This window comes from Desulfomicrobium salsuginis, assembly GCF_054657795.1.
Genome location: NZ_BAAHYA010000001.1, coordinates 1,454,229 through 1,478,550, shown reverse-complemented (window position 1 = coordinate 1,478,550; position 24,322 = coordinate 1,454,229). Strand labels below are relative to the sequence as shown.

The following is a 24,322-nucleotide window of genomic DNA, read 5'->3' as shown; positions in this document are numbered from 1 at the left end:
GTACGCCGGGGCCGGGCATGATTACGATTGAACCTAAGGCCTGCCCCCCCGAAACGGTTGCTGACGGCGAGGGGAGTTTCGTACATGTATGACGACACCGACGAGGACGACAACCCCGATCAGTTCAGGAGCCCATAATGCGCCTCAGTCTTTGGAAAAAAATGTTCCGGCTTCTTGCCGCCATGCTCGTGCTGCCTTCCGTCTCGTCGGCGCAGCCGCTGGAAGTCCTCTACTTCGAATACCCTCCCTATTACCACGGCCTGCCGGACGGCCGGGCGGCGGGACTGATTGTCGATCTGGCCGGCAGGGTGTTCGCCAAGGCGGGTGTCGAGGCCGAATTCCACTTCGTTCCGGCCAAGCGGGTCCTGCTCGACATCCAAACCGGCCAGCCCGTCGCGTCCCTGGGTTGGTTCAAGACGCCGGAGCGCGAAGAATTCGCCCGCTTCTCCCTACCCATTTACATCAACCGACCCGTCGGCGTGTTCTTTTTGCGCGAAAAGGAGGAGCTGTTCCGTCCCTACGAGACCCTGGAAGCGCTGATGGCGGACGGAAAGCTTTTGATGGGCAGGGTCGCCGGCTTGTCTGACGGGCCGCAGGTCGACGCCATTCTGGCCAAATACCCCGACAGAATCGTCCACGTCACGGCAGATTCGGTACGCCTGACCAAAATGCTTGAATCCGGCCGGTTCGATTTCTTCCTGCTCCCGCCGGAAGAGATCGACGCCCTGCTGCACGAAGCGCAGGCCTCGCCTGAAAATTTCGCCCTCAAGGCCATGAGCGACATCCCCCAGGGCAACAGCAGGCACATCATGTACGCAAAGACCGTCGACGACGCCCTGATCCGCAAGGTTGACCAGGCCATCCTCACCGAGATCGGGGATATCGCCCCGAAGCCGTAATCCGCCGATGCGGCTGAGTCCGGGACGTTTACCGCAGGGCCCGTTCGAGGGCTTTAGGCAGGAAAGGAAGGAGTTCGGCCACGCCGCAGGCCGGCGTGGGGTCGGCCAAAAGGCCCAACAGCCGATTGGTCAGCGCCGCGATCCGGCACGACTCGGGCACTCCCATGCCGGAAGCCAGAAGCGCGGTAACAAGCCCCGTCAGGGTATCCCCCGTGCCGCCGATGTGCTCCATGGCGGGAGTGTCGGGTTCGTTCAGCGTCGCCACGACCCGCCCCCCGGCGACCACATAGTCCGTTTGGCCCTTGACCAGCAGATGCCGTGCGGCGTTCTCGCCTGCTTGGGCCGCCGCGATCAGTTCCGGAACCCGCTCGTCCTCCTGGAGCAGGAACCCCCGCGTGTAGAACGGATGAGGGGCCGCCTCGTCGGCCAGGAAGGCCATTTCACCGACATCGGGAGTGAACAGGTCGTAGTGCGAGGCGTAGCCGCTCATCTTGGCGGCGTACATGAACCCTGCGTCGGCGACCAGCAGCGGGCGGTGGGCAAGCCCCTCCAGTCCCCAGAGAATCCTGTTGTGCCAGACGACATCCGGCATGAGATAATGAAAGGTCACCCCGGCATGACGGACCAGGCCGACGTCCTCGACAAGTCGCGCGTACAGGGCGCGACTGCCCTCGCCCGTCCCGGTGTCGCCGACGAGCAGGGCCTCGGGCGGCTCGACGCCCAGCACCAGGGCCGCCGCATGGGCCGTGGCCATAAGGGCCGGCGTCCCCCTGGCCACCCCCACGGAAACGCCGCCCATGTCGATCTCCCGCCCCCGGACGGCATACGCCCCCCAGACCAGGCCGAAGTCCTGTCTGGGCACGGTGCCGACGATCAGCCACGACATACGCGTCTCGCCTCCTCGAAGGCCAGCTGCAGGGCATAGCCGCACAGAGTCTGTCCCAGACTGCGGGGCTCGGGCGCGTCGTCAAGGGTCTTGCCGACGAGCGCTTCCGCCAGAAAGGGCACATCCGGGCATCCGCCGCCGGACACGTTGACGATGCGCTGGTCCCGCCGGTCCACGGTGACCTTCATGTTGGCGGCGCGAACCATCAGGTAGGGCCCCAGCTCCTTGATGCGGTACAGCGAGACCGCCTCGAGCAGATGGTCCTGGGCCACGGCCACGCGCAACGGCTGGAGGTTGCCTTCCGCCAGCGCCTCACGCACCCGCATCTCCTCCACCAGCAGGAATTCAACAACCATGTCGCACCCCTGGCGTAAGTCCGGCGGCGGCCCCTTGACCGCCACCTCCAGCCCGGCCCGGCGCAGGACCGCCTCGGCCTTGATGACCTCGCCGGTGCTCGGGAACAGGAGCATCCCCTTGTCCGAAAGCCCCTGGACAGGCCGGGGCCTGCGGGCAAGGAGATTGCGCAGCCACGTCATGATTTGACCAGCGCCAGCCTGAACTCCCCGCCGGCGAGCTCGTCGACGGCCACCTCCCAGCCCTGGCTCCGCGCAGCCCGGGAAACGTTTTCCCGACTGGCGTCATTGTCCACAAGGACCTCGAGTTCCCCGGCCCCTGCCGCACGCATGGCCTGTACGGCCATGAGCACCGGCTGGGGGCAGGACAATCCCCTGGCGTCCACTGTCTGTTTCATCGCCGACCTCCCCTATTTCCGATTCGTGAATCCGATGAAGATCAACACGGCCATGCCGATGACGACCCCGGCCAGGCCGTGGGGGCCAAGCCCCTGAGGCGAACTGGCCAGGCCGAAATTATGCGCCACGCCGGCGCCCACGAGGGAGCCCAGCACGAACACCCCGGCGTCGCCGTTCCCCTCCCCGGACATGAAGAGTTGTCTGCCGGGGCATCCGCCGGCCAGGGCAAAGGCCAGCCCGGCCATGAGCATACCGGCGAAATTCCAGAACCACATGGTGTGCGCCACGGGTTGGCCTTCAAATCCGGGCTTGAACTGGCCAAGGAGGACGTTGGTCGCCAATGCCGCGACCAGCAGGGCCAGGAAACCGAACATGAGGTACCATTGCCTGAAAAGCAGGACGTCACGGATGGCGCCCATGGTGCAAAACCTGCTGCGCTGGGCCAGAAATCCGATCCCCAGGCCCGCGACGAGGGAAATCGCAAGCGGGGCGTACGCCGCACCGGGCCCTTGCAGGGAGTACCAGAGAACGCCGCTTTGGGCTTCGCCGGCAACGGGCGGGAACACCACCCTCAAGGCCAGCAGACCGAGCATCAGCAGAGGCATGAGCACTCCGGCGCTGGTCGATTGCGCCTGGCTGCGCCCCAGGTTGAAACCGGCCTTGAAGAACAGGGTTCCGATCCAGACGCCGGTCACCAGGCCCAGCAGCCCGAACAGCGCGTTGCCGTCGCCGCCGGCCAGTCGGAGAATCACGCGCCACGGACAGCCCAGGAAGACCAGCGCCCCGATCATGGCGATCATGCCGAGGAAAAAACGCGTCAGCGGCGCGGACCCGCCTGTCGGCCGGAACTCCTTGAACGCCAGGGCCGCCGCGAAGGAGCCCAGCACGAAGCCGATGATTTCCGGACGCATGTACTGCACCACCGCGGCCCGGTGCAGCCCGAGGGCGCCCGCGATGTCGCGGCCGAAGCAGGCCACGCAGATGGCCATGTTCGCCGGGTTTCCGGATTTCTGCAAAAATGCGGCAACCACCCCGATCACGGCACCCACGCACAGAATCCCTGCGGTTGTGGCAAAAACATTCTTCACCTCACGCGCCATCACTCTCCTCCTTTGATGTTGCCCATCCCGTCGAAGCCGGTCTCGCGAAAACTCAACGGACACGCCAGTTCGTCAGGGTCGTACACGTGCTCTCCGCCACACAGCGGGCACGCCGCACGAACCTTTCCACGCAACCTCTTGCCGCCGTCCCGGTCCGTTTCCAACTCCAGAGAGCCGCAAATCTCCCAACTGGCTGAAAGAAAGGACGCGGAGACGACCGGACAGAAAAAACAAAGCTCCATTGACACTCCGTGTACGGACGTCGGTATGCTCAAAAAAGTACGCTTGAAAACAACAATATGTCCAATAGACATCATCAATGAATAAGTCTTGCACGCATCATGAACATAACTTCATCATGCGTCGCTTATGCCGACTGAATCGCGATGAAATGAATGCACAAATTCAGACAAATATGATACGATATACAGGCATCACTCGCGCGTCATACCCTAATTTCAGTCGAGAATACAAAGCATAATGCCTTAAACATGAGAAAGAATGCCCCGTGTCCCAGATTTGCATCTCCAGCAACTCAAAAAAACGAAAATTGTGCATTGACAGAATCATGCCGGCCTCCCAATCTCAAGGCGGTCGCACGCCGCGGGCAACCGGCCCCGCCTGCGACCGCCCCTGCACCCATCACAGGAATCGCGCCATGACCAAGGCCATCCACGCTCACGGACTCAAAAAATCCTTCGGGACAGTCCATGCCGTATCCGACATCTCCTTCACCGTTGAACAGGGCGAGGTCTTCGGCCTGCTCGGCCCCAACGGAGCGGGCAAGACCACGACCATCAACATGCTCACGGGACTGGCCCGGCCCGACGCCGGGTCCATCGTCATTCAGGGCATGGACTGCGTGGCCCGACCCCGTTCGGCCCAGCACCTCATCGGCGTGGTGCCGGACGAGAGCAACCTCTACCCGGAGCTGACGGGCTTCGAGAACCTCTGCTTCTGTGCGGCCCTCTACGGCCTGCCCAAGGCGGAACGGATCGTGCGCGCCAGGACGCTGCTGACCTCCTTCGGACTGGAGGCGGCGGCGGACCGCCCCTTCGCCGGGTACTCCAAGGGCATGAAGCGCAAGCTGACCATCGCCGCCGGCATCATCCACAACCCCGACATCCTGTTCCTCGACGAACCGACCACGGGCGTGGATGTGGCCAGCGCGCGCCAGCTGCGACAGATCGTCCAGGGCCTCAAGACCCGCACCACGGTCTTTCTGACCACCCATTACATAGAAGAGGCCGAACGGCTCTGCGACCGCATCGCCTTTCTGGTGGCCGGGCGCATCGTGCACACGGACACGGTCGAGAACCTGCTGCAGCCGGTCCAGTCCCGGCACATCATGATCGTCAACTGCTGCGGAATGCCTGGGGACATTCTGGACAGGCTCCAGGCCGAGTTCCTGAACCTTGAGTTCACCCGCCCCGAACCGGCGCTGCTGCGGGTGGAGTCGGACGCCCCGGTCCGCGTCGGCCCGCTGGTGCGCTTCCTGGAGGACAATGGCGGGGAGGTGGCCGAGGCGCGACGGCTGCGCCCGTCCCTGGAGGACGTGTTTGTACGCGTCACCGGCCTGGAGGCGGCGTCCCTGCGCAAGGAAAAGGAGAAAAAGGGAGGCGGGCAATGAAGACGTGGATCGCGTTCTGGAACATCATGCTCAAGGATGTGCGGACCTACTATCTCAAGCCGCCGAACCTGAGCTGGGGCCTCATCTTCCCCCTGGCCTGGACCGGCATGTTCTTCATCAAGTCCGGACGCGGGATGGAGAGCCTGGCCGGCGTGCTGCCCGGCGTGGTGGCCGTGTCCATTCTTTTCGGCACCACGTCCATGCTGGCCGTGACCGTAACCTTTGAAAAGAAGACCAGATCCTTCGAGCGCCTGCTCCTGGCGCCCATGCCCCTGGAACTGATCATGCTGGCCAAGACCGGCGGCGCCATCGTCTTCGGGACGCTGAACGCGTTCGTTCCGGTCCTGCTGGCCGCATGGCTGACGGACCTGCAACAGGTCGCCTGGGGGACGTTCACCCTGGCCACGGTCATGATCGCCGTGGCCTCGACCTTCCAGGGCCTGTTCATCGCCGTGGCCGTGAGCGAGGTGTTCGAGGCCCAGACTTTCTCGAACTTCTTCCGCTTCCCGATGATCTTCCTCTGCGGCCTGTTCGTGCCCGTTGCCAGCCTGCCGTGGATGCTGCGTCCCCTGTCCTACGCCCTGCCCCTGACCTATGGCGCGGACATCCTCCACGGAGCCGTGAACGGGGTCCACGCCATGCCCCTGACCCTGGACTTCCTTGCGCTCGGCGCGTTCTGCGCGGCCCTGTTCATGGGCAGCCTCTGGAACGTCAGGCGCAAATGGATTGCATAACCGCCTGATGCGGGGCATGGTCTCGGCCTGGGACCGCCGCAGACGCGGCCTGGTCTTTCCCCTGGGCACCAACCCCTCGCCAAGACGCCATGCACAAACTCTTCCTCGTCGCCCTGGCCAAAGCCGCCGGCACACCAAGCTACCGGCTCTCGGGCGCCGTCCACGCAGCACCGGGCCGTGGACATCCTCGACTCTTTCCTCTTCGGCCCATGGATACTGTCCGCGGAACGCGGCCTCATCCCCACCCAGGCCCGGATTCTCGTCCTGACCGGGTTCATGGGTGCCTTCCCGACATTTTCGACCTTCATCTTCAAGCGGAGAACCGCCGCGCGGCGCGCAGCGGAAGCGCCTGGCCCTCAGCCTCGGCGGACAGAACGCCGTCGCGCGGCCTTGTTCCCGGGCTCGGACCGGGGCAGAATCCTCTCAGGGAGGCGACATGCTCAAATCGATCGACGTGAAGATTCTCAAGGTGTTCGTGGGCGAGGCCGCACGCCACAAGGGCCGGCCGCTCCACGAAGCCATCGTCGAGGAAGCCAGACAGCGCGGCATGGCCGGAGCTTCGGTCTGCCGGGGCTTCATGGGCTTCGGGGCTGGCAGCCTGCTGCACACGGCCAAGATCCTGCGCCTGGCCGAGGACCTGCCGGTCATCGTCGAGATCGTGGACACGCCGTCGCGCGTCGAATCCTTCCTGCCCGTGGTCGACGCCATGGTCGAGGAAGGCAGCATCGTCATGCAGGACGGGCAGGCCGTCTTCCATCTGCCCCTGCGCATCCGCGACGTGATGACGGAGCATGTCGCCACCGTGGACATCCGGACGCCCCTGCCCGCAGTGGTCGACCTGCTTCTGCGCCGGGAGGTCAAGGCCGTGCCGGTCATGGACGGCAGAAACATCGCGGGGATCGTCACCGGCGGCGACCTGCTCTCCCGCGCCCGGATGCCACTACGCCTGGACATGCAGGGGCAGCTGCCCTTCGAGCAGCGCTGCGAACAGGGCGCGGCGTCCGGGTTCGCGGGCCTCGTCGCCCAGGACATCATGTCCTCCCCGGCCCGGACCCTGAACATCAAGACCGACGTGGTCGACGCCCTGAAAATCATGGCCGGCAAGAACATCAAGCGTCTGCCCGTCACGGCCGACGACGGCACGCTCCTGGGCATCGTCAGCCGCACCGACGTGCTGGCGGCCATCGCCAAAGCCTCGTCCGTGGCCGGGCATCTCGAAATCCTGCCTCCGGGACTGCACTCCACGGCCCGCGACGCCCTGTTCACAGACGTGCCCACAGCCGGGCCCGATACCCCCCTGGCCGACATTCTGGATCAGCTCGTCCGCTCTCCCCTGCGGCGGGTGGTCATCGTGGACGCGGAGCGCAAGGTCCTCGGTCTGGTCCACGACTGGGACCTGCTGCGCAGCTTCGTGCAAAAGGAATCTCCGGGCCTGGTGGCCCGGCTGGTGCGGGCCCTGACCAGTCAGGAGCCAGGCCTTCCCGCCCTGGAAGGCACTGCCCGGGACGTCATGACCACACGCGTCGTCACCGCACGGACCGACGCCCCCCTGGCCCACGTCATCGGGACGCTGGTGGAGAAGAAGATCAAGCGCATCGTCGTCACGGACGACGACGGCCGACTGCTCGGCATCGTCGACCGCGACGCCGTGCTCAAGGCCCTGGCCAGGCTGTGAACCAAAGAACCCGACAACCGATACCGCCGAGTACGCCATGAAAGTTCGCGACATCATGCAGACGCCTGTCAAAACCCTGCGGGAGGGCACTTCATTGCGGGAGGCCGCCGGCTTCTTCCGCCGGGAAACGGTGCGCGGGGCGCAGGTGGTGAACGAACACGGGTTCTCCACCGGCGTCTTTTCCTACGAGGAACTCCTCAAGGCTCTGGCCGCCGGCGCGGAGCTCTCCGATCCCATTTCCCTTCATGTCCGCCCCATGATGTGCTCGGTCCATCCCGACACCGCGGTGGAGGAACTCAAGCGGTACGGCAGCTCATTCCTGACGGTGGTGGACGGCGCGCAGATCCTGGGCGGCATCGACATGATGGCCGTCGATGACATCATCAAGGGCGGCAGGATATCCAGCAAGATTCCTGCGTACGCCGCGCTTCAGGATCTGCCGGAAGCGGCCTTCCTTGTGGACGAAGACTGGATCGTGCGCTGGTTCAACGCCACCGCGGCCGTGTCCTGCACGGCCGAAACGGCGGACGTACTGGGCAAGCCCCTGTCGCAGGTCCTGACCGAGGCGGGCTTCGGGATTGAAACGGAGCCCCTGGACAGCCAATCCATCATCATCGCCTGGCGCGACGAGACGCGCTTCCTGCCGATCACCTGGTCGGCGAGCTTCCCGAACGGCACATCGGATCGCATGGTGCTGCTGCGCAACGTCCAGGAGGAGATGCTGCGCGCCAGGGAACTGACCAAGCTGCGCAGCCTGTCCAAGGAACTCGACGCCATCATCGACTCCTCCTTCGACGGAATCTTCATCACCGACGGCAAGGGGCGGGCCCTGCGCATCAACCGCGCCTACGAACGCATCACCGGCATCCGCGCCCGGGAAGTCCTGGGCAAGACCATGTCGGAACTCGTCCACGAGGGATTCTACGACGAATCCGTGACCATGAAGGTGCTGCAGAGCAGGAGGATAGAAACCATCATTCAGAAGGTAAGGGACTCCAAGACCATCGTCGTCACAGGCAACCCCATCTTCGACGATGACGGCGAGATTTGGCGCGTCGTCACCAACGTCCGTGACGTGACGGAACTGCGCAGGCTGCAGCTCGAGCTGGAACGACTGGCCGAGCTGCAGAACCATTACCGCAGGGAACTGGACTCGCTCAGGCGCAACATCAACACCAGCCCCGAGATCATCATCCGTTCCAAAAAAATGCAGGAGGTTCACGATCAGGCCATGCGGCTGGCGCAGGTCGATTCGTCGGTGCTGATCACGGGAGAGTCGGGGGTGGGCAAAGAGGTTGTGGCGGGCCTGATCCACGCCAACAGCCACCGGCACGCAGGCCCTTTCATCAAGATCAGCTGCGCGGCCATTCCCGAACAGCTTCTGGAGTCGGAACTCTTCGGCTACAAGGCCGGTGCCTTCACCGGGGCGCTGCGCAGCGGCAAGCAGGGGGTCTTCGAAACCGCGAACGGAGGCACCCTTTTCCTGGACGAAATCGGCGAGATGCCCCTCGCCCTCCAAGCCAAGCTCCTGCGCGTGCTGCAGGAGCGGACCATCGTGCAGGTCGGCGGGGTGAGCGAAACCCCGATCGACGTGCGCATCATCGCCGCCACCAACAGGGACCTGGAGGAGATGGTCCAAACTCGCCAGTTTCGCAGCGACCTCTTCTACCGCCTGAACGTCGTTCCCCTTTTCATCCCGCCGCTGCGGGAACGGCAGGATGCCGTCATCGACTTCATCTATCACTTCCTCGGGCGCTACAATCAAAAGTACGGGCTGAACAAGCAGATCGAACCGGAAGCCATGGATCTGCTCATAACCGCCCAATGGCCGGGCAATGTTCGCCAGTTGGGCAACACCATGGAACGGCTGGTGGTCATGGCCAAGGGGGAGGTCATCACCAGGGCGGACGTGTACAAAACCATGAGCACGTCGGACGCCGCGCAAACGGCCTGCCAGGAGCCGTTGTCCGGGACACTGCGGGACGCGGTCGAGCGTGCGGAAAAACAGGCCCTGGCCCTGGCCCTGCGCAACAACCCCGGCAGCAGAGCCGCAGCCCGCGCCCTGGGGGTGAACCAGTCCACCGTGGTGCGCAAGGCCCGCCGCTATGGCCTGCACATGCACGAAAATTCCGATGCGCCAACGCATCAGTGATGCGCCAGCGCATCGATGCCTTTTTGCCTCCCTTCTCAGAGTATTCCCCGTTTTTCCGGAGTGTTGCCGATTTATGGCGATGCAGAACTGCATCGCCATAGCCGGGCCCGAACAACGGTACACACCCAGCACGTTGCCAACAGCCTGAAATCATGAGCCAAAAAACACTCTCCTTCAATTACCCGCACACACGGTTTCCGGCACTCTTCTTGTAAATAGCGGACACGTTCCTCGACCACGACCTGGGAGCGCTTGCGGACCGCAGGCTGCACCGGGATATGGCGCACGTCTCGAAGCGCCCGTGATATGTGTCTGGAGAAGGCGCCGCGCGACACGCGGCCACGCATCGCAATTCACCCTTTTCACGCGGAGATGAGCATGGCGAACTGGACAGAACGACGGCAGCACGGACAGGAACCACCCTACATCCCATTGGGAAAATTGAAGTTCCGCATCCCGGGAATCCACTACCGATGGGAATGGGCAGACTACTTACAAGGCCTCATCATGTGTGCCGTCTGCCTGTCCATCATTCCCGTCCTGCAAGACACCCTGGGCATGCCCTTCGAGGTCGCCCTGGCCATCGTCATCCTGAACGGATTCCTCTACCTGTGGCATTCCCTTTTCGGCGACCCCGTCGTCCCGGGCTGGGTCACACCGGCCATCCCGCTCCTCATCGCCTACTGCTCGGCTTTCCCGGCCGGCCCCGAGCGCATGCACGCCCTCATCGCCTTTGAACTGACCCTGGGCCTGTGGTGCATCTTCCTCGGCGCCACGGGGCTCGCCCAGCGGGTCATCAACCTCATCCCGCGGGCCATCAAGGCCGGAGTCATCCTCGGCGCGGGCGTGGCCGCCATCCAGCTCATCTTCAAGGAAGGCGGGCGGTTCTACAGCATGCCGATCACCATCAGCGTCTGCGCTCTGGTGGCCCTGTTCATGATGTACAACCCCCTGTTCCGGCGCTGGTCCACCGACCATCCCCTGTTCCGCAAGATCTCGAACCTCGGCATCCTGCCGGCCATCATCGCGGCCATCATCATCGCACCCCTGGTCGGCGAAGCGCCCTTCAACATGGAATGGGGCTTCTCGAAGCCCGATTTCGTCGCCCTGTGGACCGACTGGGTGCCGTGGGGCACCTTGGGCTGGCCTCCCCTGGCCCTGTTCTTCAAATCCTTCCCCATGGTCCTGGCGGCCTACATCGTCATCTTCGGCGACGCGGTCCAGGCCCAGGGCATCATCCGCGACGCCGACCCGATCCGGCCGGACGAGCCCGTCGACTACAATCCCGACCGGGCCCACATCATCGTCGGCGCACGCAACTCCCTCATGTCCATCCTCGGGCCCGACATCTCCATGTGCGGCCCCATCTGGGCGGCCATGACCGTCGTCACCTACGAACGCTGGAAAAAAGGCCGTGATTCCATGGACTCCATCTTCGGCGGCGTGGGTTCCTTCCGCTGGGGGACGTTCACCGGCTACTGGCTCATGCCCATCGTGACCGTGACCAAGCCCATCCTGCCCGCAGCCCTGTCCCTGACCATGATCATCCAGGGCTTCGTATCCGTGTACATCGGCGCCCGCGAAGCCAAGAGCCTCAAGGATCTCGGCATCGCCGGCATCGTGGCCGGCATCCTGGTCTCCAAGGGTGCGGCCTGGGCCTTCGGCGCCGGCGTCATCGCCTGCCTGGTCCTTTACGGCGCCGACTTCTTCAAGGGCGACACGCAGTCCGGACCGCTCTGGGCCGACGACCTGAAGTCCAAGAAAGTCTGCGAAGAATCCGCCTGATCCGCATATCTCACCACAACGTGCGCCCGGCTTCGGCCGGGCGCACCGTTCAAAGGAGTCAGCATGAAACAGCGAGAGATATTCACCACAACCCCCCGCCTCGTCATGGGTCCCGGATCCCTCACGACAATCACCGAAGAAATCGCCCGGTTGGGCGCGTCCTCGGCGCTTGTCATCACGGACCCAGGCCTCAAGGCCACGGGCATCGTGACCAGGCTGGCAGACATTCTCCATGAAGGCGGCGTCGCCACGACACTCTTCGACCAGGTGGAGGCAGATCCGCCCTTCGAACTGGCCGACGCGGCCCTCGCCAGACTGCGCGAAGCCGGGGCCCAGGCCGTCATCGGCATCGGCGGCGGGTCGTCCCTGGACATCGCCAAGGTGGTCAGCGTCATGGCCACCAACGAAACCCCGGTGACGGCCATGTTCGGCATCGACCTCATCCAGAAGCCCGGCCTGCCCCTGATCCTCATCCCGACGACGGCCGGCACGGGCAGCGAGGTCACGCCCATCGTCATCCTCTCAGACCATCACGAGAAGCTCAAGAAAGGCATCGTCAGCCCCTACCTCTACCCCTCCTGCGCCCTGCTGGACCCCGAGCTGACCATCGGGCTGCCACCCAAGGTCACGGCCGCGACGGGCATGGACGCCCTGATCCACGCCGTGGAGGCCTACACGTCGAGAAACGCCACGGCCATGTCCGACATCCTGGCCACGGAGGCCATCCGCATCATCTACGGCAATATCCGGACCGCGTTCTCAGACGGGGAAAACATCACGGCCCGCTCCAACATGCTGCGCGGCAGCATGCTGGCCGGAATGGCCTTCGCCAACGCCGGCGTGACCGCGGTGCATGCCTTCGCCTATCCCATCGGCGCGGAATTCCACATCCCGCACGGCATCGCCAACACCATCATGCTGGTCCCGGTCATGCAGTTCAACATGATCGGCAATCTGGAACGCTTCGCCGCCATCGCAGGAATGTTCGGCCGCCCCACCGCAGGCCTGAGCACCAGGCAGGCGGCCCAGGTCGCCATAGACGCCCTGAGCGAACTGTCCGACGATCTCCGCGTGCCGCGGCATCTGGGCGAGTTCGGCGTCAAGGACAAGGATGTGCCGGAACTTGCGGCCGGCGTCATGAAGGTCACGAGACTCCTGGCCAACAACCCGCGCAAGCTTCAACTGGCGGATGCCGAGGCCATCTACCGCGCGGTCCTGTAAACGGGAGGAGCACATGCACGGGTTTTACAATCGCGGTCTGCGGATCAACCTCGGCACGGGAAGGCACGACGTCTTCGCCATCGATGACGTCCTGCTCGCCCGGACTCTCGGCGGGAAGGGCCTCGCCACCCACTATCTGCTGGAAGAAACGGCGCCTGGCTGCGACCCTCTGGGCCCCGACAACGCCATCATCTTCGCCACGGGGCCGATCACGGGGAGCGCGATCTGGGGGTCGTCACGCTACGGCGTGTACACCAAATCCCCCCAGACCGGCCTGTACTCCGAGTCCTACAGCGGAGGCCACGCCCCGGAATTCATGGACGCGGCCGGCTACGACATCGTCATCATCAAAGGCGCGGCGCAATCGCCCGTCTGGATCGACATCAGCGATACGGACGTGCGCGTCCTCCCAGCCGACGACCTCTGGGGACTCGACACATTCGCCACGGAAGACGCCGTCAGGGCAAAAGTCATGGAGGCCTGCGCGGAAAAATGCGGCCCGGTGGTCATCGGCCCGGCGGCCGAAAATCTGGTGCGCTTCGCGGTCATCGAAAACGATTACTGGCGCAGCGCCGGACGAACCGGGGTCGGCACGGTTCTCGGCGCCAAGATGGTCAAGGCCGTCGCCTTCCACGGCCGTGCACGCAGGAGTGTCGCCGATCCGGTGCTGCTCAAGGAATTCTCCCGCTCCATCACGGCAAGGGCCAAGGAAGACAAAGGGGTGCAGGTTTACAGGAAGGTCGGCACCACCGGCCTGGTCGACCTGCTGAACGAGGCCGGCGCCTTTCCGTCCAGATATTGGCAGCGTGGGCGCGTTGACCATCGGGACGGCATCAACAGCACGGCGCTGCACACCCGCTGCGACGTCACCCCCAAGGCCTGCGCCAAGTGCCTGATGGCCTGCGGCAGGCTCTCGACCGTCAAGGAGGGGCCGCGCGCCGGACTGACCGTTGAAGGCCCCGAATACGAGACCATCTATGCCTTCGGCGGGCTGTGCGAAATCAGGGACATCGAAGACATCCTCTACCTCAACGACCTCTGCGACCGGCTGGGGATGGACACCATCACTTCCGGCAACCTTGCCGGCCTGGCCATCGAGGCCTCGCGCCGGGGACGTATCGACATGAAACTCGACTACGGAGATGTCGAAGGCGTGGCGGGACTGCTCCGAGACATCGCTGCCGGACGGGGAATCGGGGCGACGCTGGGTCAGGGCATCCGCCATGCGGCCCAAGTCTGGGGCATGGAGGACGTAAGCGTCCATGTCAAAGGGCTCGAACCGGCCGGGTACGACCCGCGCGCCCTGAAAGGCATGGGACTGGCCTACGCCACCTCGGACCGCGGCGCCTGCCACCTGCGGGCGACGTTCTACAAGCCGGAGCTCTCGGGCATGGTCGATCCCAAAACGACCACGGGCAAGGCGGGCGTATTCAAGGTATGGGAGGATCGCCTGACCTACTTCGACATGCTCATCCTCTGCCGGTTTTACAGGGATTTGTACCAGTGGGGGGAACTTGCGACCATCACGAAGTGCCTGACGGGGCTGGATCTGGACGAAGCGGAAATGGTCCGCATGGCCTCGGCCGTGGCCGACGACACCAGGCGGTTCAACATCCGCGAAGGGCTGACCCGCAAGGACGACGAGCTCCCGCTCTTCCTCACCGAGCACCCGCTGCCCGAAACGGGCGCGGCCATCACCAGGCGGGAGGTGTCGGACATGGTCGAAGAATACTACCAGGCCCGAGGCTGGAAGGACGGCGCACCTGGCACGTGACGCCGGGACATCCCGAGGCGGCTCAATCCGAACAGGGCGGAGGCGGGAATGTTTCCGTTTCCGCCCTTCCGCTTACAACGCCACCCCGATCTCCTCGGGTGTCGGCATGGCGGGCATGTCCTCCACCCGGTCCTCGATCTGGAAACGCTCCTTGATGCGCGCCAGGGACACGAGCTGGCCCTGGCGGGCGGCGGGGGTGAGGAAGGACTTGAGCTTGACCTCGAGCACCCGCGGGTTCAGCTCGCTCTGGATGGCGCGCACGCCTTCGACGATGATCTTCTGCAGCAGCAGCTCGTGGTCCGTGACCTCACGGATGCGCGCCGCCATGGGCAGGAAGACGAAGTTGGCCAGGAGCACGCCGTAGAGGGTCGAGGTCAGCGCGATGGGAATGGTCGACAGGACGACGCTCGTGTCGTTTACGCCCGAGAGCATGCCGATGAGGCCGACCACGCTCCCGGCCAGGCCGATGGCCGGGCAGACCTCGGCCAGCACCCGCAGCACGCGCTCGGATTCGTCGCGGCGCTGCTTGAAGAAGAACATCTCCGTGTTCAGGATGTCCGCGGTCTGCTCCCGGGAGTAGTTGTCCACGACGAAGCCCAGGGCGCGGCGCAGGAACATGATGGACGTCTCGCGCTCGTCTTCGGCCAGGGTGTGCAGGCCCCGGATGCGACTCTTGACCGAAAGGTCCACGAGGATCTCGACGATCTCCGCCGGCTCCTTCATCCGCGCCCGGTACGAGTTGCGCAGCACCCTGGCGACATACTGCAGCCGCTGCATGCGGAAGCTGGCGATGGCCACGCCAAGCGTCCCCCCGGCCACCACGAAGATGGCGGCCAGGTTGAAGTATTGGGCCACATTCCCGCTGATGGCGAATCCGGCGACGAAAACCGCACCACAGAGCACAAGACCAAAAAAGGATTTCCGATCCATCACCGCCCTCCCCCGGATGACGCCACCCAGCGCCGGAAACCGCCTTCGCCGCCTTCCACGGCCGAGGGCAGCGGGTCCGTCGGAATCTCGGCGCTGAGCACCAACTCGACCCGCCGACTGCGCTGCGCAGCGTCGCCCGCCTGCACGGGGCGCTGGTCCCCGTAGGCGGTCACGAGAAGCCGTTCCGGAGGAAAGCCGGCCTCCGTGGCCAGAAACATTGCCACCTCCATGGCCCTGGCCGAAGAAAGCCGCCACGGCGCGGCGAAGTCGCCGCCCGCTTCCCCCGGCGCGGCATGGCCGACCACGGCCATGGCGTGGGGCGCGCTGCGCAGGATGGCGGCAAGTTCGAGCAGCGCGCTTTTGACGTCGGGCCGCAGCGCAGCGCCGCCGGGTCCGAAGAGGAAGTCCCCGGCCAGGGTCACGTGCAGGGACTTTTCGGGCACGAGTTGCACGGTCACGGCCCCGTCCAAACGGGAGCGCTCGATCATGTCGCGGATGCGGTCATGGATGCGGCCCAACATGGACTCGACCGGCGGCGCGGGCAGGGGCAACTCCCCGCCCCCTTCGACCCGGGCAGGCAGGTCCGTCACCGACTTGAACTGGATTTTCGGCGTCTGGAAGGCGTAGAGCGCGGCGAACATGATGAACATGGTCATCATCAGGTCCGACCAGCAGACGACCCATGCGGCCGCTTTGGGCCGGGGCTCGCGGGCAAAGATGTCAAACTGTTGACCGGCCGGGCTCCCGTCGCCCAAGCGCGGCTCCCAGCTTCCGCCGGGCTGCCGCTCCGTCTCAGGCCGCGCCAGCCGTGCCGAGATGTCTCGAATGTTCTCTTGTGTTGGTTCTCGCATGGATTCCTCCGCCCGGAACTGAGCCAAATCCATGCCAAGCGTTCCCGCCGAGAAAGGCCCACGAAATACGTTCCGGCTTGCAGGGGTTGCTCAAAGGCTGTATGAATCGCACTAAACGTCAACCCCAACCTGGAGGAAACATGGCTATTGTTATCGATCACGATGAATGCATCGGCTGCGAAACCTGTGTCGAGCTTTGCCCGGAAGTCTTCGCCATGATGGACGGCGAGGAAAAGGCCATGGTCAAGGCCCCGGATTCCAACGCCGACTGTGTGCAGGACGCCATCGACGGTTGCCCTGTTTCGGCCATCAGCAAGGAATAACCCGGATTTTCCTTCTCAAGGCAAAGGGGAGCGAGGCTCCCCTTTTTCATGTCCGCAACACATGCTTGCGCTTTGGGCGGGTGAACGTCCTTGAGACTGCGGGCCACTCAGACCTTGAAAACTCTCCGCATGGCACCGGCCGTCCCGAACTGCCGCGACATTTCCGACACGCGCGTCCGCGCGGTCTTCCTGCCGCAAGCCGGTTAGTGCACGCCTTCGGGCATGTGCCCGCCGTGGTCGGGACGGCGCAGGATCCACATGAAGACGGCCAGGCCGAAGAAGAGCATGGCCTGGACATGGAAGACGTCGACGTAGGCCATGTAGCCGGCCTGCTGCTGCATGGAGCGGTAGATGAGGCCAGCCGCCTCGATGGGGTCGAGGCCCATGTAGTGTTGCAGCGCGTCGCGGGCCTGGGTGAAGGCGGGGTCGTAGGGGGTGAGGTGCTCCACGAGGTGGCTCTGGTGAATCTGAGCCCGCCGGGCCAGGAGCGTGGTCACGAAGGCCGTGCCGAAGGAGCCGCCGAGATTGCGCAGCAGGCTGAAGAGGGCCGAGGCGTTGTTCATGCTGGCCCGCGAGAGCGAGGACATGGTCAGAAATGACAGGGGCACGAAGAAGAAGGCGATGCCGATGGCCTGGATGTTGCGCCCCAAAATGGCCGTGCCGATGTCGATCTGCAGCGTGAAGTGCGACATGAAGACGAGCGACAGTCCCGAGACCGTAAGCCCGAAGCAGAGCAGGAACCTGGCGTCGATCCGCTCCGTCATCTTGCCGACGAAAGGCAGCAGGACGAGCATGATGGCCCCGCTGGGGCCCAGCACCAGCCCCGCCAGATAGGACGTGTAGCCCATGAGGTTCTGCAGGAACATGGGCAGCAGCACGATGGACCCGAAAAAGGCGAAGAACCCGAAGAACATGACCACGTTGCCGGCGGCGAAGTTGCGCTGGCGGAAGATGCGCAGGTCGACGATGGGGTTCGGGTGCCGCAGTTCCCACCACACCAGGGTGATCAGACAGACCGCGGCCACGACGCTCATGACGACGATGTGGTTCGAGGCGAACCAGTCGTCGCCCTGCCCCTTGTCCAGCACCACCTGCAGGCAGCCCAGGCCGACGGACAGCAGGGCCAGGCCCATGAAGTCGACCGTTTCCCCCGATTCCCGGCGCTGCAGGTACGGCGGGTCGAAGATGAAGGCCCAGCACATCATCAGCGCGACGATGCCCAGGGGCACGTTGATGTAGAATATCCAGATCCAGGAATAGTTGTCCGTGATGTACCCGCCGAGCAGCGGCCCGAGGATGGGACCCAGGACCGCGCCCATGGCGAAGATGGCCATGGCCAGGCCGCGCTGCCTGGGCGGAAACGTCTCAAGCAGGATGGCCTGGGACATGGGCTGCAGCCCGCCGCCGCCGAGGCCCTGGACGATGCGGAAGAAGACCAGCGCCTCCAGGCTCCTGGCCAGACCGCACAGCATCGACGCCACGGTGAAGACCGTGACCGAGGCCATGAGGTAGTTCTTGCGCCCCATGACCCTGGACAGCCAGCCGCTCATGGGGATGACCACGGCGTTGGCCACGAGGTACGAGGTCAGGACCCACGTCACCTCGTCCTGCCCGGCGGACAGGGAACCCTGGATATGTCCCAGGGCCACGTTGGCGATGGACGTGTCGAGGATTTCCAGGAGCGTCGGGATCATGACGCTCAGGGTCACCAGCCACTTGCCCGTGACGCGTTCGTCGGCCATGGCCTAATCCAGGTGGATGGTCGGGACGACGCTCATGCCCAGGCGCAGCTGCTGCGTCCCGTTGACCGGGTCCAGGGCGATCTTGACGGGAATGCGCTGCACGACCTTGACGTAGTTGCCCATGGCGTTCTCGGGCGGGAACAGGGAGAAGACGGCGCCCGTGCCGGCCATGACCGATTCGACGCGCCCCGTGAGCTCCCTTCCGGAGAAGGTGTCTACCTCCAGATCGACCTTCTGTCCCGGGCGCACCCTGGCCAGCTGGGTTTCCTTGAAATTGGCCGTGACCCAGAGCTCGCCAGGGTCCAGGGGGACAAGGGCCATGATGGGCTGGCCGGCGTCCACCAGCTGGCCGGCCTGGATCTTCTTTTTGGTGACGTGGCCCTTGGCCGGGGCCAGGATGCGGGTGTAGCCCAGATCGAGCTCCGCCTTGCGCACCCTCTCCCGGGCCAGGTCCACGCGGGCCTGCTGGGCCGCCACTTCGAGGTCCTTGATGTCGGCCACGTCATGCCCAGTCCGGGCCAGATCGATGTTGGCCTGCAGGCGGGCCACATTCTCGCGCAGGGACGCCAGGTTGCGCCCCGCGGCCTGGGCTCTGTCGCGGGCGGCTCCGGTCCGGGCGCGGGCGGCGTCGAGAGCCGTCTGCGCCTCATCCAGGGCCGATTGGGCGATGATCCCGCCGGCCCGCAATTCGGACAGGCGGGTAAAATTCAGTTCTGCGTTGCGCAGTTCGGCCTCGGCCTGCAACACCAGCTGTCCGGCCGCAGCCTCTTCCAGCCTTGCCTGGTCCAGGCTCTTCATCAGGCTTTCCAGCTGGGCCCGGGCTCCGGCGACCTGAAATTCCGTCTGGTTCTTCTGTAGGGGCACGCCCTTGCGCAAGGACGCCAGCTGCGCCTCGGCCGCGGCCAGATCGGCCCGGGCCTGGGCCACGGCCACCTCGTAGCCGACGGGGTCGAGGGTCAGCAGCGGCTGTCCGTCCTCCACCAGTTGGTTGTCCTCCACCAGGTCCTGCACGATGTAGCCGGCAACCCGCGGGGTGATCTGGTAGATGCGGCCGTCGACAAAGGCGTCGTCCGTGGACACCTTGCCCATACTGCGTACGTACTGCACGAGCCCGAACCCGGCCACGAGGGCCAGGACGGCCAGAAGGATCATTCTCTTGCGGCCCGGCCTAGCGTTGGCCCGGCCCGCGTCATTGGGGGTGGTCATGGATTTCTCCTCCCGAAATTTGGAGCACAAGCGCGGTAAACCGTCCCGGCCGCCTTTGGCAAGCCCCCGCATCAACGGCCAGCGAGCCGACCCCAGTCCACCGGCACGCGCACGGTCTTTTCGGCCTTGTTGCGAAACAGCAGATAACCGTGGCGCAGCCCGTAGAGGAACAGGTCGCGGGTCACGGCCACGTCCTGACGGCAGTAGGCGACGATGTCGTCGATGCGTCCCTGCCTCCACCAGGTCAGGGCTTGGGTGCCGCTGGCGCTCTTGGCCGCGCCGAGGGTCTCGCGGGCGAGGTGGTCCAGGGACAGTCGGTAGCCGAGGGTGGCGTGGATGTCCCCCAGGATGTCCAAGGTGGGCAGGGAGGCGAAGTCGAAACGGCTCACGCCCCGCAGGACCGCGTAGTCGAAGCGCGCGATGTTGAAGCCGACCACCAGGTCGAATTCCACCAGATCCCCCACAAGCCGCGGCACGTCCTCCTGCAAATAATCCCGGAAGGACTCCGTGCCGGAATCGTACACGACCACGCAGCTCACGCCCATGAGGTCCGCCCGGTGCCACCCCCCGACCTCCTGGGCCGACCTCCGGGTCTCCAGATCCAGCACCGCGAACCGAAACCCCTCCGGCAGCCCGCCCCCCACACGCACATCCCCGCTATCTTCATCCCCCAACCCCACTGGGGGGGTCCGGGGGGCATCATGCCCCCCGGCCGCCGGAGGCATCTCCCCCGCCCCCCCCTCAGGCGCCACCCCGGCCATCACCCCCTCCAGCACCCGCAAGGCCGCGCCCTTGGCGATGGGGCGGTTGCCGGAACCGCACTTGGGCGAGTGCACGCAGGACGGACAGCCGTTTTCGCACCCGCAGTCGCGGATGACCTGCATGGTCCGGTGCAGCAGGGTCTCGAAGGAGACAAAGGCCTGGTCGGCCAGGCCGCAACCGCCGGGCAGCCCGTCGTAGATGAACACGGCCGCGCTGCCGACCTGGGGGTGGAACGGGATGGAGATGCCGCCGAGGTCGCTGCGGTCGGTCATGACCAGAAGCGGCATCATGCCTATGGCGGCGTGTTCCAGGGCGTGAATGCCGCCCATGAAGTGGGCCATCTCCGCCTCGACCTGCCGCCGAACTGTTTCAGGGATGGCGATCCATACGCCGCGCGTGACGAAGACGAGGGGGTCCATGTCCAGGGGCACGGTGCCGAGGTTGCGGCCGCCGCGCACGCTGATGTGGTCGTAGCCCGTGACCTGGTCCGTGACCCGGAGTTCCCCGAGGTAAACTATGGCCCCGAACACGGGCCTTGAGGCGTCGATGCGGATGATCTCCGTGGACTTCTCGTGTCGCACACGGGTGTAGTAGGAAACCTTGGCCCGTCGGGCCCGGGCCATGCCGGTCTGCAGGTCCAGGTCGGCGACGACGTAGGTCGCGCCGCGGTGCAGGTAGACGGCGCCGGGGTGGGTCTCGAACACGGCCCGGAAGCGGTCCACCAGGCCGATGCGCTCGCCGCTGTCCATGTCCAGGATGGCCAGGGTCGAGCCTGTGCCGCGCAGGGCCACGCCGCGGTGGGGCTGTCTGGCCGCGGAGAAATACTCCTGGCCGTCGCGGCTCTGCAGCAGTTCGCCGCTGCGGACGAGGCCGGCGACCAGGGCCGGGTTCTCCAGGGCCAGGGGATCGCCCTGGTGCAGGGACGCCTCGGCCGCGGCGCATTGGAGATGGCGGGCGGCGATGACGGGGTTGCCGGGGTTGATGACGGCCCGCTCGGGCGTCATGGCGAAGAACTCGTCGGGGTGGTGCATGAAATACTGATCCAGGGCGTCCTCGTGGCCGATGAGGAAGGTCGCGGCCTCGCACCCGCCGCGGCCGACCCGTCCCGAACGCTGCAGGGTGCCCATGATGGAGCCGGGATAGCCGACCAGAATGCAGACATCGAGGCCGCCGATGTCGATGCCCAGTTCCAGGGCGCTGGTCGAGACCACGGCCAGCAGGTCGCCGGAGGAGAGCCGGGCCTCGATCTCGCGGCGTTCCTCGGGAAGAAAGCCGGCGCGGTAGGCGGAAATACGTTCCTGCTCGGCCGCCTCACGCTGGGACGTCCACAGGGCGATGAGTTCGGTCATGCGTCGGGACTTGCAGTAGACGATGGCCCGCAAGCCCAGCCGCATGGACTCCTGCAGCAGGCCGATGGCCTTGCGGGCGGCGCCGTCCACGCCGTTGACCAGGAGCATGTGCCTGGGCGGGGCGGCGGCCGTGCCCTCCAGGACGGCGGTCATGGGCAGGCCCGTCAGGCTTGCGGCCAGTTCCTCTGGGTTGGCGATGGTGGCGGACGAGCAGACGAAGGTCGGCGCGGCGCCGTACAGACGGCAGATGCGCACCAGGCGGCGGAAGACCCAAGCCATGTGCGAGCCCATGACGCCCCGGTAGGTGTGCACCTCGTCCACGACCACGAAGCGGAGGTTCGCGAAGAACCCGGCCCAACGCTCGTGGCTCGGCAGGATGCCCAGATGGAGCATGTCCGGGTTGGTGAAGAGGATGTTCGGCGGGTTCTGCCGGATGCGGGTGCGCTGGGAGGACGGGGTGTCGCCGTCGTAGATGGCCGAGGTCGGCGTGGGGAAGAGGCTCGCGGCCAGGGCGTCCAGGGCCCGACGCTGGTCCTGGGCCAGGGCTTTGAGGGGGAAGAGGTACAACGCCCGCGCCGAGCGGTCGGCGTGACAGGCCTCGAGCACGGGCAGGTTGTAGATCAGGGACTTGCCGCTGGCCGTGGGCGTGGCCACCACGGCGTGGCGGCCCGAGCGCACCAGATCCGTGGCCCGGACCTGGTGCTCGTAGAGTTCGCCCACGCCCATGAGGTCGAGCCCCCGGCGCAGCGGGGCTGGCCAGGGACGCCCGGGCGTGCCGAAGCGCGCCTCGCGGCCCGGAAAGAAGCGCCGCCCGGCGATGTCCACGGACAGCCAGGGCGTCCGCTCCACCAGGGCCAGGAGATCCGCGACGGCGGCCTCGGTCATGCGCGCTCCGATGAGGACATCGGAAACCCTGGTTGGTGGAAAATTTCCTTCACCGTGGCATCACTTGCGTTCATCGAGGATAAAAGATGGATTCCCGCCTGCGCGGGAATGACGCATCGACAGGGCGACACGACGAGACATCATCCAGGGCTCGGGGAATAAAGCCGGATGGCCGCCCTGCCTCGGGGTCATTCCCGCGCAGGCGGGAATCCAGGCCTTTCGAGCCACGACCGCCCTTCTGTCCATACCGCGCCCGCATACTTCGAAACCTACAAGGCATCTCAGTTCTTGGCTGCGATCTTGTACTTCTTGAGCTTGTACTGCAGCAGGCTCTTGGACACGTCGAGCATCTCCGCCGTCTTGACCTGCACGAAGCCGGAATGGACCATGGCCCGGCGGATGAGGGCCGCCTCGATCTTCTCCAGGGTCTCGGACAGGTTGATCTTGAGCGGCAGGAGGTCAACGGCGCTCTTGAACTGCGTCTCCTCGTCGCGCAGTTCCGGCGGCAGGTCCTCGACGTCGATGACGTCGCGGCTGGACAGGACCACGCAGCGCTCGATGACGTTCTCCAGCTGACGCACGTTGCCGGGCCACTCGTAGGCCGAGAGGTAGTCGATGGCCCCGGGCGTGAAGCCGTGCACCTCGCGGTTGTTCTCCAGGGAGAACTTGCGCAGGAAATGGCTGGCCAGGATGGGGATGTCCTCGCGCCGCTCGCGCAGGGGCGGCAGGTGGATGTTGACCACGTTCAGTCGGTAGAAAAGGTCCTCGCGAAACTTGCCGGCCGCGATCTCGTCCTGCAGGTTCTTGTTGGTGGCGGCCACCAGGCGGAAATCGACGGCGATGGTCTCGGTGCCGCCGACGCGCTCGATGACCCGCTCTTGCAGCACGCGCAGGAGCTTGACCTGCATCTCCAGGGACAGTTCGCCGATCTCGTCCAGGAAGAGGGTCCCGCCCTGGGCCAGTTCGAAGCGGCCGCGCTTCAGGGCCATGGCCCCGGTGAAGGACCCCTTCTCGTGGCCGAAAAGTTCGCTCTCGAGCACCCCGGGATTCAGGGACATGCAGTTCACGGACACGAAGGGCATGTCCTTGCGGTCCGAGGCGATGTGGATGGCGCGGGCCACCAGCTCCTTGCCCGTGCCGGACTCGCCGGTGATGAGCACGGTGCTGCGCGTCGGCGCCACCTTGCCGGCCAGGGCCAGCACGTCCTGGATGGCCTTGGAGTTGCCGATGATGGTCTCCTTGCCGAACTTCTCGGCCAGGCTCTCGCGCAACAGCCGGTTCTGGCGCTCGGCGTGGGACAGCTTCAGGGCCTTGCGCACCGAAAGCAGGATCTCGTCGTTGGCGAAGGGCTTGGTGATGTAGTCGAAGGCCCCGCTCTTCATGGCTTCCACGGCCCGGTCGATGGTGCCGAAGGCCGTCATGATCATGACCGGGATGTGCGAGTGGCGCTTGCGCACGGACTCCAGTACCTCCTGGCCGGTCATGCCGGGCATCTTCATGTCCGTGATGACCACGTCCACCTCGGACTCGTCGAGATAGGTCATGGCCATGACCGGATCGGACAGGGCCGTGACGGTGTAGCCCTCCTCCTGCAGGATGGCCTCCAGGATGAGCAGATAGTTCTTTTCGTCGTCGATGATGAGGATGTGATTACCCATGGGAATGT

At 65.3% G+C, this 24,322-nt stretch carries 19 protein-coding genes; 9 read left to right on the top strand and 10 right to left on the bottom strand.

Annotation, left to right across the window (positions count from 1 at the left end):
• Positions 1 to 137: 137 nt before the first annotated feature.
• Positions 138 to 899: a substrate-binding periplasmic protein gene (locus ACYQ3G_RS06655; RefSeq protein ID WP_459823965.1), complete on the top strand. Its 762-nt coding sequence runs from the start codon at positions 138 to 140 to the stop codon at positions 897 to 899.
• Between the two features lie 28 nt (positions 900 to 927).
• Here the strand turns inward: ACYQ3G_RS06655 and ACYQ3G_RS06650 are convergent, their stop codons facing one another.
• The 4 genes from ACYQ3G_RS06650 to yedE are packed head-to-tail and all read right to left on the bottom strand — an operon-like array spanning position 928 to position 3,637.
• A complete protein-coding gene (locus ACYQ3G_RS06650) occupies positions 928 to 1,785 on the bottom strand; it encodes an NAD(P)H-hydrate dehydratase (RefSeq protein ID WP_459823963.1) in 858 nt (285 codons plus the stop codon).
• Positions 1,773 to 2,321 carry a putative Se/S carrier protein gene (locus ACYQ3G_RS06645; RefSeq protein ID WP_459823960.1) on the bottom strand — a complete coding sequence of 183 codons (549 nt, stop codon included), beginning with the start codon at positions 2,319 to 2,321 and terminating at the stop codon, positions 1,773 to 1,775. The genes ACYQ3G_RS06650 and ACYQ3G_RS06645 overlap by 13 nt, the downstream gene beginning before the upstream one ends.
• Positions 2,318 to 2,536 carry a sulfurtransferase TusA family protein gene (locus ACYQ3G_RS06640; protein ID WP_028576190.1) on the bottom strand — a complete coding sequence of 73 codons (219 nt, stop codon included), beginning with the start codon at positions 2,534 to 2,536 and terminating at the stop codon, positions 2,318 to 2,320. Before ACYQ3G_RS06640 ends, ACYQ3G_RS06645 begins: the two co-directional genes overlap by 4 nt.
• A 12-nt stretch (positions 2,537 to 2,548) precedes the next feature.
• A complete protein-coding gene (gene yedE / locus ACYQ3G_RS06635; RefSeq protein ID WP_459823957.1) occupies positions 2,549 to 3,637 on the bottom strand; it encodes a YedE family putative selenium transporter in 1,089 nt (362 codons plus the stop codon).
• Positions 3,638 to 4,295: 658 nt separating this feature from the next.
• Here yedE and ACYQ3G_RS06630 point away from each other — a divergent pair.
• The 7 genes from ACYQ3G_RS06630 (at position 4,296) to ACYQ3G_RS06600 (ending at position 14,608) form a co-directional block, all read left to right on the top strand.
• The gene (locus ACYQ3G_RS06630; protein ID WP_459823954.1) at positions 4,296 to 5,267 is read left to right on the top strand and encodes an ABC transporter ATP-binding protein; all 972 of its coding nucleotides are present in this window, start codon (positions 4,296 to 4,298) and stop codon (positions 5,265 to 5,267) included.
• Complete coding sequence (locus tag ACYQ3G_RS06625) at positions 5,264 to 6,001, top strand: ABC transporter permease (RefSeq protein ID WP_459823951.1); 738 nt, start codon at positions 5,264 to 5,266, stop codon at positions 5,999 to 6,001. Before ACYQ3G_RS06630 ends, ACYQ3G_RS06625 begins: the two co-directional genes overlap by 4 nt.
• Before the next feature lie 436 nt (positions 6,002 to 6,437).
• Positions 6,438 to 7,676: a DUF190 domain-containing protein gene (locus tag ACYQ3G_RS06620; RefSeq protein WP_459823948.1), complete on the top strand. Its 1,239-nt coding sequence runs from the start codon at positions 6,438 to 6,440 to the stop codon at positions 7,674 to 7,676.
• 37 nt (positions 7,677 to 7,713) lie between these two features.
• On the top strand, positions 7,714 to 9,828 hold the full coding sequence (locus ACYQ3G_RS06615; RefSeq protein WP_459823945.1) for a sigma 54-interacting transcriptional regulator: 2,115 nt from the start codon (positions 7,714 to 7,716) through the stop codon (positions 9,826 to 9,828).
• A 378-nt stretch (positions 9,829 to 10,206) separates the two neighbouring features.
• Complete coding sequence (locus tag ACYQ3G_RS06610; protein ID WP_459823942.1) at positions 10,207 to 11,613, top strand: hypothetical protein; 1,407 nt, start codon at positions 10,207 to 10,209, stop codon at positions 11,611 to 11,613.
• A gap of 63 nt (positions 11,614 to 11,676) precedes the next feature.
• On the top strand, positions 11,677 to 12,834 hold the full coding sequence (locus ACYQ3G_RS06605) for an iron-containing alcohol dehydrogenase (protein ID WP_459823939.1): 1,158 nt from the start codon (positions 11,677 to 11,679) through the stop codon (positions 12,832 to 12,834).
• A 13-nt stretch (positions 12,835 to 12,847) separates the two neighbouring features.
• Positions 12,848 to 14,608 (top strand): aldehyde ferredoxin oxidoreductase family protein, encoded by a 1,761-nt coding sequence (locus ACYQ3G_RS06600; protein ID WP_459823936.1) that lies wholly within the window; start codon positions 12,848 to 12,850, stop codon positions 14,606 to 14,608.
• A gap of 72 nt (positions 14,609 to 14,680) precedes the next feature.
• Here ACYQ3G_RS06600 and ACYQ3G_RS06595 read toward each other — a convergent pair whose 3' ends face one another.
• Both ACYQ3G_RS06595 and ACYQ3G_RS06590 read right to left on the bottom strand, forming a co-directional pair.
• Positions 14,681 to 15,538, bottom strand: a complete 858-nt coding sequence (locus ACYQ3G_RS06595; RefSeq protein WP_028576198.1) for a motility protein A — start codon at positions 15,536 to 15,538, stop codon at positions 14,681 to 14,683.
• Entirely contained in the window at positions 15,538 to 16,389 is an 852-nt protein-coding gene (locus ACYQ3G_RS06590) for an OmpA/MotB family protein (RefSeq protein WP_459823932.1), read from the bottom strand. The genes ACYQ3G_RS06595 and ACYQ3G_RS06590 overlap by 1 nt, the downstream gene beginning before the upstream one ends.
• Positions 16,390 to 16,529: 140 nt before the next feature.
• On the opposite strand from ACYQ3G_RS06590, the gene ACYQ3G_RS06585 reads away from it, so the two are divergent.
• On the top strand, positions 16,530 to 16,712 hold the full coding sequence (locus ACYQ3G_RS06585; protein ID WP_028576200.1) for a ferredoxin: 183 nt from the start codon (positions 16,530 to 16,532) through the stop codon (positions 16,710 to 16,712).
• Positions 16,713 to 16,915: 203 nt separating this feature from the next.
• On the opposite strand, the gene ACYQ3G_RS06580 is transcribed toward ACYQ3G_RS06585, so the two are convergent.
• From ACYQ3G_RS06580 to ACYQ3G_RS06565, 4 genes are all read right to left on the bottom strand, one after another.
• On the bottom strand, positions 16,916 to 18,454 hold the full coding sequence (locus ACYQ3G_RS06580) for a DHA2 family efflux MFS transporter permease subunit (RefSeq protein WP_459823928.1): 1,539 nt from the start codon (positions 18,452 to 18,454) through the stop codon (positions 16,916 to 16,918).
• A gap of 3 nt (positions 18,455 to 18,457) precedes the next feature.
• Positions 18,458 to 19,660 carry an HlyD family secretion protein gene (locus tag ACYQ3G_RS06575; RefSeq protein ID WP_459823926.1) on the bottom strand — a complete coding sequence of 401 codons (1,203 nt, stop codon included), beginning with the start codon at positions 19,658 to 19,660 and terminating at the stop codon, positions 18,458 to 18,460.
• A 71-nt stretch (positions 19,661 to 19,731) separates the two neighbouring features.
• Positions 19,732 to 22,656: a DEAD/DEAH box helicase gene (locus ACYQ3G_RS06570; RefSeq protein ID WP_459823923.1), complete on the bottom strand. Its 2,925-nt coding sequence runs from the start codon at positions 22,654 to 22,656 to the stop codon at positions 19,732 to 19,734.
• A gap of 281 nt (positions 22,657 to 22,937) precedes the next feature.
• The gene (locus ACYQ3G_RS06565; protein ID WP_459823920.1) at positions 22,938 to 24,314 is read right to left on the bottom strand and encodes a sigma-54-dependent transcriptional regulator; all 1,377 of its coding nucleotides are present in this window, start codon (positions 24,312 to 24,314) and stop codon (positions 22,938 to 22,940) included.
• Positions 24,315 to 24,322: the final 8 nt, after the last annotated feature.

Bases quoted from the DNA above. Each gene is read 5' to 3' on its own strand.
- ACYQ3G_RS06585 (WP_028576200.1), top strand. From the start codon at position 16,530: ATGGCTATTGTTATCGATCACGATGAATGCATCGGCTGCGAAACCTGT.
- ACYQ3G_RS06650 (WP_459823963.1), bottom strand. From the start codon at position 1,785: ATGTCGTGGCTGATCGTCGGCACCGTGCCCAGACAGGACTTCGGCCTG.
- ACYQ3G_RS06645 (WP_459823960.1), bottom strand. From the start codon at position 2,321: ATGACGTGGCTGCGCAATCTCCTTGCCCGCAGGCCCCGGCCTGTCCAG.
- ACYQ3G_RS06655 (WP_459823965.1), top strand. From the start codon at position 138: ATGCGCCTCAGTCTTTGGAAAAAAATGTTCCGGCTTCTTGCCGCCATG.
- ACYQ3G_RS06590 (WP_459823932.1), bottom strand. From the start codon at position 16,389: ATGCGAGAACCAACACAAGAGAACATTCGAGACATCTCGGCACGGCTG.
- yedE (WP_459823957.1), bottom strand. From the start codon at position 3,637: ATGGCGCGTGAGGTGAAGAATGTTTTTGCCACAACCGCAGGGATTCTG.
- ACYQ3G_RS06595 (WP_028576198.1), bottom strand. From the start codon at position 15,538: ATGGATCGGAAATCCTTTTTTGGTCTTGTGCTCTGTGGTGCGGTTTTC.
- ACYQ3G_RS06610 (WP_459823942.1), top strand. From the start codon at position 10,207: ATGGCGAACTGGACAGAACGACGGCAGCACGGACAGGAACCACCCTAC.
- ACYQ3G_RS06575 (WP_459823926.1), bottom strand. From the start codon at position 19,660: ATGACCACCCCCAATGACGCGGGCCGGGCCAACGCTAGGCCGGGCCGC.
- ACYQ3G_RS06565 (WP_459823920.1), bottom strand. From the start codon at position 24,314: ATGGGTAATCACATCCTCATCATCGACGACGAAAAGAACTATCTGCTC.
- ACYQ3G_RS06630 (WP_459823954.1), top strand. From the start codon at position 4,296: ATGACCAAGGCCATCCACGCTCACGGACTCAAAAAATCCTTCGGGACA.
- ACYQ3G_RS06625 (WP_459823951.1), top strand. From the start codon at position 5,264: ATGAAGACGTGGATCGCGTTCTGGAACATCATGCTCAAGGATGTGCGG.
- ACYQ3G_RS06570 (WP_459823923.1), bottom strand. From the start codon at position 22,656: ATGACCGAGGCCGCCGTCGCGGATCTCCTGGCCCTGGTGGAGCGGACG.
- ACYQ3G_RS06600 (WP_459823936.1), top strand. From the start codon at position 12,848: ATGCACGGGTTTTACAATCGCGGTCTGCGGATCAACCTCGGCACGGGA.
- ACYQ3G_RS06620 (WP_459823948.1), top strand. From the start codon at position 6,438: ATGCTCAAATCGATCGACGTGAAGATTCTCAAGGTGTTCGTGGGCGAG.
- ACYQ3G_RS06640 (WP_028576190.1), bottom strand. From the start codon at position 2,536: ATGAAACAGACAGTGGACGCCAGGGGATTGTCCTGCCCCCAGCCGGTG.
- ACYQ3G_RS06615 (WP_459823945.1), top strand. From the start codon at position 7,714: ATGAAAGTTCGCGACATCATGCAGACGCCTGTCAAAACCCTGCGGGAG.
- ACYQ3G_RS06580 (WP_459823928.1), bottom strand. From the start codon at position 18,454: ATGGCCGACGAACGCGTCACGGGCAAGTGGCTGGTGACCCTGAGCGTC.
- ACYQ3G_RS06605 (WP_459823939.1), top strand. From the start codon at position 11,677: ATGAAACAGCGAGAGATATTCACCACAACCCCCCGCCTCGTCATGGGT.